The 13290-nt window shown below is 64.1% G+C and carries 11 protein-coding genes; 3 read left to right on the top strand and 8 right to left on the bottom strand.

The window, feature by feature from the left end:
* Nucleotides 1-2 precede the first annotated feature (2 nt).
* Nucleotides 3-1196: a DUF418 domain-containing protein gene (locus OIK40_RS12150; protein ID WP_273678611.1), complete on the top strand. Its 1194-nt coding sequence runs from the start codon at nt 3-5 to the stop codon at nt 1194-1196.
* On the opposite strand, the gene OIK40_RS12145 is transcribed toward OIK40_RS12150, so the two are convergent.
* Genes OIK40_RS12145 through OIK40_RS12125 form a run of 5 tightly spaced genes read right to left on the bottom strand, consistent with a single transcriptional unit; the run spans nt 1193 to nt 5500 of the window.
* Nucleotides 1193-2344, bottom strand: a complete 1152-nt coding sequence (locus OIK40_RS12145; RefSeq protein WP_273678610.1) for a CaiB/BaiF CoA transferase family protein — start codon at nt 2342-2344, stop codon at nt 1193-1195. The genes OIK40_RS12150 and OIK40_RS12145 overlap by 4 nt on opposite strands.
* Nucleotides 2345-2347: 3 nt before the next feature.
* The gene (locus OIK40_RS12140; RefSeq protein ID WP_273678609.1) at nt 2348-3232 is read right to left on the bottom strand and encodes an alpha/beta hydrolase; all 885 of its coding nucleotides are present in this window, start codon (nt 3230-3232) and stop codon (nt 2348-2350) included.
* Nucleotides 3232-3882 (bottom strand): CoA transferase subunit B, encoded by a 651-nt coding sequence (locus tag OIK40_RS12135; protein ID WP_273678608.1) that lies wholly within the window; start codon nt 3880-3882, stop codon nt 3232-3234. The genes OIK40_RS12140 and OIK40_RS12135 overlap by 1 nt, the downstream gene beginning before the upstream one ends.
* A gap of 5 nt (nt 3883-3887) precedes the next feature.
* The gene (locus OIK40_RS12130) at nt 3888-4781 is read right to left on the bottom strand and encodes a hypothetical protein (protein ID WP_273678607.1); all 894 of its coding nucleotides are present in this window, start codon (nt 4779-4781) and stop codon (nt 3888-3890) included.
* On the bottom strand, nt 4778-5500 hold the full coding sequence (locus OIK40_RS12125; protein WP_273678606.1) for a CoA transferase subunit A: 723 nt from the start codon (nt 5498-5500) through the stop codon (nt 4778-4780). Before OIK40_RS12125 ends, OIK40_RS12130 begins: the two co-directional genes overlap by 4 nt.
* A gap of 515 nt (nt 5501-6015) precedes the next feature.
* Here OIK40_RS12125 and OIK40_RS12120 point away from each other — a divergent pair.
* On the top strand, nt 6016-8322 hold the full coding sequence (locus OIK40_RS12120) for a CDC48 family AAA ATPase (RefSeq protein ID WP_273678605.1): 2307 nt from the start codon (nt 6016-6018) through the stop codon (nt 8320-8322).
* Nucleotides 8323-8356: 34 nt separating this feature from the next.
* On the opposite strand, the gene OIK40_RS12115 is transcribed toward OIK40_RS12120, so the two are convergent.
* The gene (locus tag OIK40_RS12115) at nt 8357-8590 is read right to left on the bottom strand and encodes a hypothetical protein (protein WP_273678604.1); all 234 of its coding nucleotides are present in this window, start codon (nt 8588-8590) and stop codon (nt 8357-8359) included.
* Nucleotides 8587-11439, bottom strand: a complete 2853-nt coding sequence (polA, locus tag OIK40_RS12110) for a DNA polymerase I (RefSeq protein ID WP_273678603.1) — start codon at nt 11437-11439, stop codon at nt 8587-8589. Before polA ends, OIK40_RS12115 begins: the two co-directional genes overlap by 4 nt.
* Before the next feature lie 255 nt (nt 11440-11694).
* Between polA and OIK40_RS12105 the strand changes: the two genes are divergently transcribed.
* Complete coding sequence (locus tag OIK40_RS12105; RefSeq protein ID WP_273678602.1) at nt 11695-11970, top strand: hypothetical protein; 276 nt, start codon at nt 11695-11697, stop codon at nt 11968-11970.
* A gap of 108 nt (nt 11971-12078) precedes the next feature.
* Here OIK40_RS12105 and OIK40_RS12100 read toward each other — a convergent pair whose 3' ends face one another.
* Entirely contained in the window at nt 12079-13113 is a 1035-nt protein-coding gene (locus OIK40_RS12100) for a serine hydrolase (protein WP_273678601.1), read from the bottom strand.
* Between the last annotated feature and the right edge of the window lie 177 nt (nt 13114-13290).

Here is a 13290-nt window from a genome sequence, read left to right as displayed (position 1 = left end):
CAATGGCGACGCCCGCGCATCCCGGCAAACGTATCCCCGCGCTCGACGCGCTGCGCGGGCTGGCGGTGGTCGGCATCGTCGGCATGAACGTCCATGCCTTCGCCTTGCCCGCGCCGGCCTATTACAACCCGTTGAGTTACGGCGCGACCGGTCCGTGGGATTACTGGGTGTGGCTGGCGAGCTTCGTCTTCATCGAGGACAAGTTCCGCACGCTGTTCGCGATGCTTTTCGGAACGGGATGCCTGATCCTGCTGGAAAAGGGCGGGGCGAGGCCGTGGCGGGCGCATTATGCCCGGATGATCGTGCTGTTCGCGTTCGGCCTGCTGCACGCGACCCTGCTTGCCAGCAACGATGTTCTGCGGGCCTATGCCTTGGCGGGATTGGCGCTGCCATTGCTGGCGGGACTTTCCGCGCGGGCGTTGCTGGCGGTCGCCCTCGGGCTGGTTACGATGCATTTCGGTCTCGGCCTGACCGCATTTGGCAGCGCGATGGTCGATCTGCACATGCAGCGATGGGGCACCGACGCGATGCTGTTTGCCGAGCGCAATTTCGGCAGCGACCCGGCGGCCATTGCGGCCTTGATCGAGCAGGGGCGGGAAGGGCTGGCGGATCGGATCGTCCGGCGCAGTCTCGGCATCCCGGCACAATTGACGACATTGCTGGCCTCGCTCCCGCTCAACCTCGCGGCGATGGCACTGGGCATGGGGCTGTGGAAGGCCGGGATGCTCAAGGGCGAATGGCGCACTTTCCGGCTGCAACGGCTGGCCGGCCTGAGCGCGTTGGCGGCGTTGCCCGTGTTGCTCGTGCTGGCCGGATGGCTGGTGCAGACGGGTTTCCCGGCAGCGCTGGTAGGGCCGGTGGCGCTGGTGCTGTCAGCGCCTTTCGACATGTTGCTTGGGGTTAGCTACGCCGCATTGGCGATGGCCTTCTTCGTCCCCGAAGGCCGGATTACCCGCGCCCTTGCGGCGACCGGTCGCCTGTCGCTGACCAATTACCTGATGACGAGCGTGATCCTGTCGGCGATCTTCGCGTCATGGGGTCTGGGGCTGTTCGGGACGCTCACCCGTTCGCAGGCATTCGCGATCGGCCTGGTGCCCGTGGCGGCGATGCTGCTGTGGTCGCCGTGGTGGGTGGCGCGGTTCGGGCAGGGTCCGTTCGAGCGGCTGTGGCGGGCGGCCGCAAGGCGGCTTGCCTAGCCGTCTTCTCCGTGAATTGGCGAGGGCCGGTCGAGCGCCAGTTCAGCGTCCGAGAAGGTGAAAGGGCTGCGCACCCCTGCCATCCCGCCAAGTTCCACCCGCAACCCGCGCGCGATGACCTGCGGATCGGCGAACACCTCGTCCAGCCGATTGATCGGCCCGGCGGGAACGCCTGCGGCGTGGCAGGCATCGAGCAGGCCCTGCTTGGTCCAACCCGCCGTCGCTGCTGCGATCTCGGCATCCAGAGCCTTGGCATTGGCCGTCCGGTCGCCGTTTGCCACAAACCGTGGGTCGGCCGACAGATGACCGAGACCGAGCACATCCATCAGCTTGTGGAACAGTCCGTCATTGGCGGGCGCAAGGATTACGTGCCCGTCGCTCACCGCAAAGACGCCATAGGGCGCGACCTGCGCGTGCGCATTGCCCATGCGCGGCGGGTTTTCGCCCGTGGTGAAGAAATAGGTCGCCTGATTGGAGAGCAGCGCGACCGACGAATCCATCAGGCTGATATCGACCTGCTGCCCCTTGCCCGTCCGCGCGCGCATCAGCAGCGCCGCCTGGATGCCGTTGGCGGCCCAGACACCGGTCGATAGGTCGGAGATCGAGATTCCCATCTTGACCGGATGACCCTCCGGTTCGCCGGTCAGCGACATGAAGCCGCTCATCCCCTGCACGACGAAGTCATACCCGGCCTCGTGCGCGCGCGGGCCGGTCTGGCCGAAGCCGGTGATCGAGCAATAGACGAGGCCGGGATTGGCGGCTGAGAGCCTGGTGTAATCGAGCCCGAACTTGGCGAGGCTGCCGGTCTTGAAGTTCTCGATCACCACGTCGGCATTGGCGATCAGTGCCTTCACCCGCGCAAGGTCGTCCGCGTCGGCGAAATCGGCGATGATCGAACGTTTGCCGCGATTGCAGGCGTGGTAATAGGCGGCCTCGCGGTGGACCTTGCCATTGGCATCGGTGCGCTCGACCCAAGGCGGGCCCCACAGGCGGGTGCCGTCGCCTTCCGGGCTTTCGACCTTGATCACGTCCGCGCCGAGATCGGCGAGGATCTGCCCGCAGAACGGCCCTGCCAGCACGCGGGCAAGCTCTACCACCTTGAGTCCTGCCAGCGGAGCGTCGGGGTTGCGCGGCTGATCGAGCCACATTGCCTATTCCCCCATCCGCGCTTTCAGGAAGGCGATGCTGTCGGCCAGCACCGGGCCTTTGCTGCGGAACGGCACCGAAAGCGCCATCACTATCTCCTCGTGATCGAGCGGGCCGTAGTTCTTCACCTCGACCGGGGTGCCGAGCTCGCGCAAGCGGGCAGCAAGATTATTGGCGTTCTTCGGGCGAACGGTGGTGTCACCTTCGGACGTCACCAGCAGCATCGGCGGCGCGTCGGCGCGGGCAAAGGCGATCGGCTGAGTCTCGTCGGGTTGCGGCCATTCGCTGAACGCTGCAATCGCCCGGTCCGATGTGAAGGGGTAGAAATCATAGGGACCGGACAGGCCCACTGCCGCTTTCACATTTGCAGGGCTTGCCCCTGCCGCCGTCAGCCGCTGGCTGTCCAACGCCAGCATCACCGCCTCGTAGGCACCGGCCGAATGGCCCATGAAGGCGAGCCGTTCGGGATCGCCGCCGTGCTGTGCGATATTGTCCTCCACCCAGGCGACAGCCTCGGCTCCGTCATCAAGGAAGGCAGGAAAGCGCACCTGCGGCACCTTGCGGTAATCGGGGATGGCCACAAGGAACCCTGCGCGCGCTAGCGCCCTTCCGGCAAAGGCATAGGATGTGCGGTCGCCATCGACCCAGCCGCCGCCATACCAGAAGATCACCACCGGCAGCTTGCCCGGCGGTGGATCGTCTGGTGCCCAGATGTCGAGTGTCTGCCCGTGGCTGCCGAAGGCTACGCCCTGCGCCACCAGCTGCGCGCCTGCAGCGCCGCCTGTGACGCGGTCGTAGTATGACAGCAGCCGCGGGGGCGAAACGAAAGCAAACATGCTGCCGCTCACCAGGGCCAGTGCGAAAACGCCGAGCGCAACAGCACGCAGCATCAGGCCACGTAATGCGCGGTTGTGCAGGCGGCGATATCGGCTTCGGTCACGCCCGGCGCCATTTCGATCAGGCGGAAGGGCGAATTGTGATCGGGCCGCTGGAACACCGCAAGATTGGTGATGATCATGTCCACCACCCCCGCGCCGGTCAGCGGCAGGGTGCATTGGGGAATGAACTTCGGGCTGCCGTCCTTGGCGGTGTGATCCATCACCACGATGATCTTCTTGACCCCGGCGACGAGGTCCATCGCCCCGCCCATGCCCTTGATCATCTTGCCGGGGATCATCCAGTTGGCGATGTCGCCGTTCTCAGCCACTTCCATCGCGCCGAGCACTGTCAGGTCGATATGCCCGCCGCGGATCATCGCGAAGCTGGTGGCGCTATCGAAATAGGCGCTGTGCGGCAGCTCGCTGATGGTTTGCTTGCCAGCGTTGATGAGGTCCGCATCGACCTCGTCATCGTAAGGGAACGGCCCGATGCCGAGCATCCCGTTCTCGCTTTGCAACGTTACCAGCATCCCTTCGGGGATGTGGTTTGCGACCAGTGTCGGAATGCCGATGCCGAGATTGACGTAATAGCCGTCCTGCAATTCGCGCGCGGCGCGGGCGGCCATTTCGTCGCGGGTCCATCCGGTGGGAAGCGTGTTCATGCCGTTTATTGCCCTTCTGTACCCAGCAGCGGTTCGATCAGGAACCACCCGTCACCGATCAGCGGTTCCAAGCCTGCGCCGGCTTCGGGACTGCGGAGATATTTGTAGCGTTCGTCGAAATCGGCGCGCTCGTCTCCGGCGATGGCAACGACGCAGGTGATTCCGGCAAGGTTTTCGCGGCGCTTCTGCTTGCTGTCATCCGCACCGCGGCTGAGCGAAATGATATCCTGACCGCGCGGATCAAGGCCCGATTGTTCAAGCACGGCGCGCAGCTGCCCCGATTTCTCCACGGGCATGTCCGAAAGCCAGGCGATTTCGACCCCTGCTTCGCGAAGCACAGCAAGGCCAAGCACAAGTCCGTCATGCCTTACAGGTTTGGCAGGTGGCGTGAAAACGCCCCCCTTGGGATCAAGGTCGATCACCGCGACCGACTGTTCGCCCACAGCGCAGCGGCGGCGCTGGCCATCCAGCGCAACCGGATCGCTCAGCATCGCCGAAAGCAGGTCGGCACCGTTTCTTGCGCCCACCGCCGATGCCTGGCCGTAGCGCACGAAACGGGCAAAGCCGTACTGGTTTTCGGGGATTGGATTTGCCGGATCGGGATAGGTGGTCAGCGCCTGGGGTGCTTTTGGCGGCGCAGGCGCAGCGGCCACTACCGGTGCCGCAACTGCCGCTGCAGCCGGCGGCGGGGCTGCGATAACAGGCGCGGGTTCCGGAGAGGGCCGGGCGACGGCCACAGAAGGCGCATTGGCCACCGGCTCTCCAGCTCTTTCGCCGTCCACCCGCGTACCGAGAATACCGGCACCGGCCAGCGCCGGGATAGCCGCAGCAACGCAACCCGAAAGCGACATGCCGGCCAGTGCCAGCAGAGACCCCATGGCGATCTTGCGATTCATCATGCCGTTTCCCTCTCCCGAACGGTACGGAACTCGATCTTCTTGTCATAGGGCGCGCCGAGCACGATGCGGTTCACGAACACGCCCGCGAGGTGGATCTGATCGGGATCGAGCGCGCCTGCGGGCACCACTTCCTCGACTTCGGCAATGCAGACCTTGCCGCAGGTTGCGGCCGGCAGGTTGAAATTGCGCGCAGTCTTGCGGAACACGAGGTTGCCGGTTTCGTCGGCCTTCCACGCCTTGATAATCGAAAGATCGGCGAAGATGCCGCGTTCGAGGATATAGGTCTGCATCACTCCGTCGCGATCGGGGAAGTCCTTGTGCTCCTTGTCCTGGGCCACCGCAGTGCCCACCCCAGTGCGGGTATAAAAGCCGGGAATCCCCGCACCGCCTGCGCGCATCCGTTCTGCCAGCGTGCCTTGCGGACAGAATTCCACCTCGAGCTCGCCCGCGAGATATTGCCGTTCGAATTCCTTGTTCTCGCCGACATAGGAACTGATCATCTTCTTTACCTGGCGTGTGCGCAGCAGCTTGCCGATACCTTCGTTGTCGATCCCGGCATTATTGCTGGCAAAGGTCAGCCCCGTCACGCCGCTGTCGCGAATCGCGTCCAGAAGGCGTTCGGGAATGCCGCACAAGCCGAAGCCTCCGGCGGCGATCAGCATGTCGTTCCTGATGATGCCTTCAAGCGCGCTGGCGGCATCGGGGTAGAGCTTGGACATCGGGCCTCGCTGATTTGCTTCGTGGTTTTGGCGGGGCTTGCCCCCGCCTGTGGTCGGGGATGATTAGTGCCATCGGGCGACGCTGTCACGTCCGTGCGGGGCAAAAGTTGAACCAACTTTCATGTTGCAGTGCAATGCAAAAGCACCGCCGATTTCTGCCCATAGTTTGAGCGATTGCCGCTTTTTCAGGCATTGATTTTGCAAGTTTTGAGACATTGAGACTCATTTTGCCGCCAAGAATGCAAACTTTGCATCAAACTTCGCGCTTTACGCACTTGCACAAAGTCCGAATCTGCTGCAAATGCGAAGTGCCTTTAAGGCATCCTCTCCCAAACTTTTCAGCCCGGCCTTTGTGCCGGGCTTTTTTCTGCCCGGCGAAAATCTTCGGTATCGCGGCTCTTCCGATCGCGCGCGATGTCGTTGGCGCGCAGGCTGCTGCTTGATTGCAATCGGGGAAGCGCGTGCCTAGCTAATCCTGCAAGTCTCGACAAAACAGGCAAGCGCAGGAAATCCCCATGGCCGAAGCAGAAACCGCCGAGTCCGCCCGCACCGTCCGGTTGCAGGTTGCGCCCGCCCGGCAGGAGGAGTCGGGGCAGGGCATTGCCCGCATGCCGCGAACCGCTTTCCAGAAGCTCGGCATTACCGAAGGCGACGTGGTGGAGATCGTCGGTAAGCGCACCACCGCTGCGATCGCCATGGCCGCCTATCCCGAGGATGACGCGCTCGACGTGGTGCGGCTCGACGGGCTCCAACGCGGCAATGCCGAAGCCGGATCGGGCGAGCACGTCGAAATTGTCCGCGCCGAATCGCGCCCCGCCACCCGCGTCGTCTTCGCCCCTGCCCAGCGCGAAATGCGCCTGCAAGGCCCGACCCAGGCGCTGAAGCGCAATTTCTTCAGGAAACCGCTGGTGGCGGGCGATCTGGTTGCCACCACCGGCCAGCAGCCGGTGCAGAACATGCCGCCCGACGTGCGCCAACTGCTGCGCGCGCCGGCCTATGCGCTGACGCAGATCCGCCTGTCGGTGCATTCGACCAGCCCCAAGGGCATCGTCCATATCGACGAGAATACCGAGGTCGAACTGCGCGCTGAATTCGAGGAACCGCGCGATGCCCGCGCCGCGGTGAATTATGACGATGTCGGCGGCATGGAGGAAACGATCCGCGCCTTGCGCGAGATGGTTGAACTGCCGCTACGCTATCCTGAACTCTTCATCCGGCTCGGGGTCGAACCGCCCAAGGGCGTGTTGCTGCACGGACCGCCGGGCACCGGAAAGACCCGGCTAGCGCAGGCCGTCGCGAATGAAAGCGACGCGGAATTCTTCACCATCAACGGCCCGGAAATCATGGGGTCGGGCTATGGCGAATCCGAAAAGCGCCTGCGCGAGGTGTTCGAGGAAGCAGCCCGCGCCGCGCCGGCAATCATCTTCATCGACGAAATCGATTCGATTGCGCCCAAGCGCACCCAGGTGCCGGGCGAGGCGGAAAAGCGGCTGGTCGCCCAGCTGCTGACGCTGATGGACGGGCTGGAAAAGCGCGCCAACCTTGTCGTCATCGCCGCCACCAACCGTCCCGATGCGATCGACGAGGCGCTGCGCCGTCCCGGCCGGTTCGACCGTGAAATCGTTATCGGTGTTCCCGACGAACGCGGGCGGCGCGAAATTCTGGCGATCCACACCCGCGGGATGCCGCTGGAGGATGCGGTCGATCTGAACGAGCTGGCGCGCGTCACCCACGGCTTTGTCGGTGCGGACATCGCGGCGCTGACCCGCGAAGCGGCGATCGAGGCGGTGCGCCGGATCATGCCGAAGCTCGATCTCGACGAACGGACCATTCCGCCCGAAGTGCTCGAAGACCTGTGCGTCACCCGCGAGGATTTCCTTTCGGCGCTGAAGCGCATCCAGCCTTCCGCCATGCGCGAGGTTATGGTGCAGGTGCCCAATGTCGCATGGTCCGATATCGGCGGTGTGGGCGATGCGATCGACAAGCTGAAGGAGGGTATCGAGCTTCCGCTGAAGAACCCCGATGCCTTCCGCCGGCTAGGTATCCGCCCGGCCAAGGGCTTCCTGCTCTATGGCCCGCCGGGCACCGGCAAGACCCTGCTTGCCAAGGCCGTCGCCAAGGAGGCCGAGGCCAACTTCATTTCGATGAAAAGCTCGGACCTGCTGTCCAAATGGTATGGCGAAAGCGAACAGCAGATCGCCAAGCTGTTTGCCCGCGCCCGCGCGGTTGCACCCTGCGTGGTGTTCATCGACGAGATCGACAGCCTCGTCCCCGCGCGCGGTTCAGGGCAGGGCGAGCCGCAGGTGACGGGCCGCGTGGTCAACACCATCCTTGCCGAAATGGACGGACTGGAGGAGTTGCAGTCGGTGGTGGTCATCGGTGCGACCAATCGCCCTGCGCTGGTCGATCCGGCGCTGCTGCGTCCGGGCCGTTTCGACGAGCTGATTTACGTGGGCACCCCCGACAAGGCGGGCCGCGAACACATCCTTGGAATACATACGGCGAAGATGCCGCTGGTCGACGACGTCGATCTCGCGATGCTGGCAGGTAAGACCGAACGCTTCACCGGCGCCGACCTCGAAGACGTCGTGCGGCGCGCCGGGCTCAGCGCGCTCCGGCGTGTCGGCGGCGAGGTGAGCGTGGTGGAAGCACAGGATTTCGACGCTGCGCTCAAGGATTCACGCGCCACCGTCACCGAAGCGATGGAGGCCGAATACAAGAAGATGCGCGGCGAGTTGAAAAAGCGCGCTGCCGAAGTCCAGCCGATCGGCTTCCTGTCGCCGGATATGCTCACCCCCACGCGCGAGAAGAAGCACGACTAGATGTTCTGCAAATGTTTCACGTGAAACATTGGCGTTAGGGTCGTCGCGCGAGCCACCCCAGGCCGACGCCGACCAGTGCAAGAACGATGCCCACCATCGCATAGCCCGTGACCGATTGCTGGTGGATCACAGCCGCATTGTCAGGGTCAAAATACCGGCCCTCGGCGTTGAACGGCAGTGCCCGGCGCGCATTCCAGATCAGCGCACTTGCCGCAGCCAAGCCCAGCGCGAACGCGGAGGCAAGCCACAGCAGTGCGCGCCGGATCAATGTGCCGCGTCCCACGACAGGCCGGTGCCGATATCTACCCCCAGCGGCACGGTAAGCTCGACTGCGGGTAGCGCCGCTTCGGCCATTACCCGGCGGATCACCGGGGTGGCGGCTTCGACGCGGCTTTCCGGCAATTCGAACACCAGTTCGTCATGCACCTGCAACAGCATCCTGACGTCGGTCAGGCCTTCGTCGGCCAGCGCGGGCAGCATGCGCGCCATCGCCCGCTTGATGATGTCGGCGCTGGTGCCCTGGATCGGCGCATTGATTGCCGCGCGTTCGCTGCCCTGCCGTTCGGCCTGGTTCTTCGAATTGATCCGCGGGAACCATGTCTTGCGGCCGAACAGCGTTTCCGAATAGCCCTTGGCCCGCACGCTCTCCAGCGTTTCGTGGATGTAACGCTGGATGCCGGGGAAGCGCTGGAAATAGGTGTCGATCATCGCCTGAGCCTCGTCCGGCTCAACCTCTAACCGCCCTGCCAGACCCCAACGGCTGATGCCGTAAAGTATTGCAAAGTTGATCGTTTTTGCCCGCGCGCGGGTGTCGCGGGTGACTTCGCCGAACATCTCCTTCGCGGTGCGGGCATGAATGTCCTCACCGGCGGCGAAGGCTTCCTTCAGCGTATCGACCCCGGCCATATGCGCGGCCAGCCGCAGTTCGATCTGCGAATAGTCGGCGGCGAGCAGGACGTTGCCGGCCTCCGGCACGAAGGCCTCGCGGATCTGCCTGCCGATGGGCGTGCGGACGGGAATGTTCTGCAGGTTGGGATCGGTCGACGAAAGCCGTCCGGTCTGCGCGCCGACAAGGCTGTAGCTGGTATGCACCCGCCCGGTGGCCGGATTGATCGCGGCCTGCAGCGCATCGGTGTAGGTCGATTTGAGTTTGGCCAGCTGGCGCCAGTCGAGCACTTTGCGGGCAATCGGTGCGCCTTCGCCCGCAAGCCGTTCCAGCACCGAAACGTCGGTCGAATATTGTCCGCTTTTGCCTTTCTTGCCGCCCTTGTAGCCGAGCTTGTCGAACAGGATTTCGCCAAGCTGTTTCGGGCTGCCGACGGTGAATTCCTGTCCGGCCAGTTCGTGGATTTCGCCTTCGAGCCGGCCGATCTCGACCGCGAATTCTTCCGACAGCCTGGCAAGACGTGCGCGATCGACCTTGATGCCTTCGCGCTCCATCCGGGCAACCACCGGGATCAGCGGGCGATCGACCCGTTCGTAAATGCGGGTGCCGGCTTCCTCGGACAGGCGGGGCTTCAGCAAACGGTAAAGCCGCATGGTCACATCCGCATCCTCGGCGGCGTAGCGGGTGGCATCGTCGAGCGGCACCTCGGCGAAGGAAATCGCCTTCTTGCCGGTGCCGCACACATCCTTGAACGCAATCGGGGTGTGGCCGAGGTGGCGTTCGGACAGCTCGTCCATGCCGTGGCCGCCGCCCATGCCTTCCTCGCCGCGGCCCGCGTCCAGCGCGAAGCTGATCACCATCGTGTCCTCGATCGGCGCGACCGCAATGCCGGCGCGAGCGAAGACGTTGAGATCATATTTGCCGTTCTGGAACACCTTCAGCACGCTGTCGTCCTCGATCAGCGGCTTGAGCGCGGCGATCGCCCGATCCATCGGCACCTGTTCGGGCTTCTGCGCGAACATGTCATCGCCGCCGTGGGCAAGCGGGATGTAGCACGCATCATTGGGCCCGAGCGCGAGGCTGACCCCGACCAGATCGGCACGCACGGAATCGAGCGATGTTGTCTCGGTATCCACCGCCACCAGCCGGGCGGCGCGGGCGCGGGCGATCCAGTGTTCGAGCCGTTCGATGCTCTGCACTGTCTCGTAGGCGGAGTGATCGATGCGCGGCATTTCGGGCAGCGGCTGGCGGTTGGCGGTGGTGCCGTCCCCTGCGCCATTATCGCCCGCCTTGTCCGGTTTGGGCGGGTTGAGATCGGTCTTGCGCGCGGGGCTGCCCGTGCCGGTTTCGAGCCGTTTGAGCAGCGAGGTGAAGCCGTGCTTCGAAAGGAACGCGGCGAGCGGTTCGGGCGGGACCGGGCCTAGCTGCATCTCGTCAAGCGGCTGGGGAAGGTCGCAATCTTCCTTCAGCGTCACCAGCACCTTGGAAAGTTCGGCATCCTCGCGCCCTTCGAGCAGGCGCTCCTTGAGCTTTGAAGGCTTCATATCGGGCGCGGAATCGAGCGCCGCGGTAAGCGAGCCATGTTCGGCAATCAGCTTGGACGCGGTCTTGGGGCCAATGCCGTAGATGCCCGGCACGTTGTCCACCGCATCGCCCATCAGTGCCAGCACGTCGCCCACCAGTTCGGGCGGCACGCCGAATTTCTCCTCCACTTCCGGCAGGTAGATGCGCTGATTCTTCATCGTGTCGAGCATGTCGATCCGCGCGCCGTCGGTCTCGCCGAGCAGTTGCATCAGATCCTTGTCGGACGAGACGATGGTAACGTCCCAGCCGCGGCGCTGTGCCTCACGGGCGTATGATGCGATCAGATCGTCCGCTTCCAGCCCTTCGACCTCGATGCACGGCAGGCTGAAGGCGCGGGTGGCATCGCGGATCAGCGGGAATTGCGGCACCAGATCCTCGGGCGGATCGGGACGGTGCGCCTTGTAATGCTCGTAGATCTCGTTGCGGAAGCTGACCGAGCCTGCATCGAGGATCACCGCAAGGTGCGTCGGCCCGTCCGCTTCGTCGAGATCGGCGGCAAGCTTCCACAGCATGGTGGTGTAGCCATACACCGCGCCGACCGGCGTTCCTTCCGGGTCGGTCAGCGGCGGCAACCGGTGATAGGCGCGGAAGATATAAGACGAGCCATCGACGAGATAGAGATGCTGTTTGGTGCTGGGTTCGGCCATGCCGTCTGCTAGCATCCGGGGCCGCCATCGGGTAGCCGCTTTCGCCGTGCCATCCCCTGCCAACAGGCGGGGCAGGGCGGTTCAGGGATGCGGCCAATTACGGCGAAAACATGGCCAAATTTGGGCTGCGTTGCCTTAATCTGCTTGCGCTGCCTCAATCTTGCCATTATTTGAGGCACCGGACCGGGGGTCTTCTGCCGGTTTCGACACGCTCCTTTACAGGGCGTGGAACACACTGAACCAAGGATTCATATTATGCGTAAGATCATTCTTGCTGCCGCCATCGCCACCTCGGCTCTCGGCCTCGCTGCTTGCTCGGGCGAAACCGCCACCGAAACCGAAGAAGCTGCCGACGCCATGGCTGCTGACGCCGAAACCAACGCTGACGCGGCTATGGAAGCTGCCGGCGAAGCGACCGACGCTGCTGCCGAAGCCACCACCGAAGCTGCTGACGCCGTCGCCGACGCCGCGACCGAAGCTGCTGACGCTGCCGAAGCGACCGCTGAAGCCGCGACCAAGGCTGCCGAATAATTCGGACACGATCAGCGTCGCTTGGGCGGTGCTGGTTACGACAGAAGGGCGGTGCCGCAAGGCGCCGCCCTTTTCGTTTGCGCTATAGCGCGGTGACCGGACGCGATCTCAGCCGCCGGTATTGTAAGGTGCGGCAGTCCAGTTGCGCACCGGATTCTGCTGCTGCGCGCGCACGTTGAAACCGTCATACAGTGCGCGGGCAATCGCCGCGATGCGTTCCTCGCGCGCGAGACGGGTGCCTTGTCCGGTGACATAGATCGCCACTGCGATCGCGCGGCCATCGGGACATTCGATGATGCCGATATCGCTGGAAGTGTTGTTGAGCGAGCCGGTCTTGTGGCTCACGCGGGCTTCATCCGGAATATGGGCAACGATGCGGCGCTTGCCGGTTACGGTGCGGCTCATCGCGCCCAGAAGCACCCGGCGGCTTTCAGCCGACAGGAAATCGCCACGATAGAGCCCGGCCAGCAGCTGCGCCATGGCCCGCGGCGTGGCCGCATCGCGTTTGTCGATATGGGTCGCCGGATTGAATTCGCCGTCGTCCCGAACCAGCGTCGCAATGTCGCGGTTGATGCTGAATTCCTTGATACCCTGCCGGCGGGCCCAGTCGGTGACGACCGAAGGGCCGCCCACTGCGGCCAGCAGCGCATCGGTGGCCGGGTTGCTGGAGCGGGTGATCATGATCTCGATCAGGTCGATCGCGGGCATATATTGCCCTTCGCGCACCGGGGCGCGGGGCGAGGAGAACTTGGCCGACCGTACCGGCAGCATCAGCGGGAATTCCGAGGTCAGCGAGAACTTGCCCTGTTCGACCATTTCCAGAAAAGTCGCGGCGACGGCAATCTTGCTGGTCGAAGCCATCGGAAACAGCTGGTCGCCCAGCACCATGATTTCCTCGCCCGTGGCAAGATCGATCGCGGCGACGCCGATGCGTCCCTGTTCGGGATCGGCCAGTTCCGCGATGCGCTGTTCGAAGCTGCTGGCGTAGATCGCCTCGAAGCTTTGCGGTTTGCGCAGCTCGGTGCCGAATGCGCGGTCGAAGCTCGATTGCAGTTCGTCCGCACGCGCGCTGGCCGGCATGGCAAGCGTCGCAATCGCGGCGACGAGCCCCGTGGCAAAGGCGGAAAGGCGGTTACGTGCCATGGCGTCAAGATACTCCCTTAGGGTTTCCTCGAGCTTAAGACACATTCTAGTCACGTGCGATTCGTCGGAGCAAGGTTTCATTTCATCGCATGCGACGAAAGGTGCGACCGGCACGACCGGGCTGCATCGGCCATTACTCGGATGTCGTCGCGTCTTCGTCGAAAGCGGGCTTGCCGC

This window comes from Erythrobacter fulvus, assembly GCF_028595285.1.
GTDB lineage: Bacteria > Pseudomonadota > Alphaproteobacteria > Sphingomonadales > Sphingomonadaceae > Erythrobacter > Erythrobacter fulvus.
Note: the sequence above shows the minus strand (reverse complement) of the source record. Positions and strands in the feature narration are given on the sequence as shown.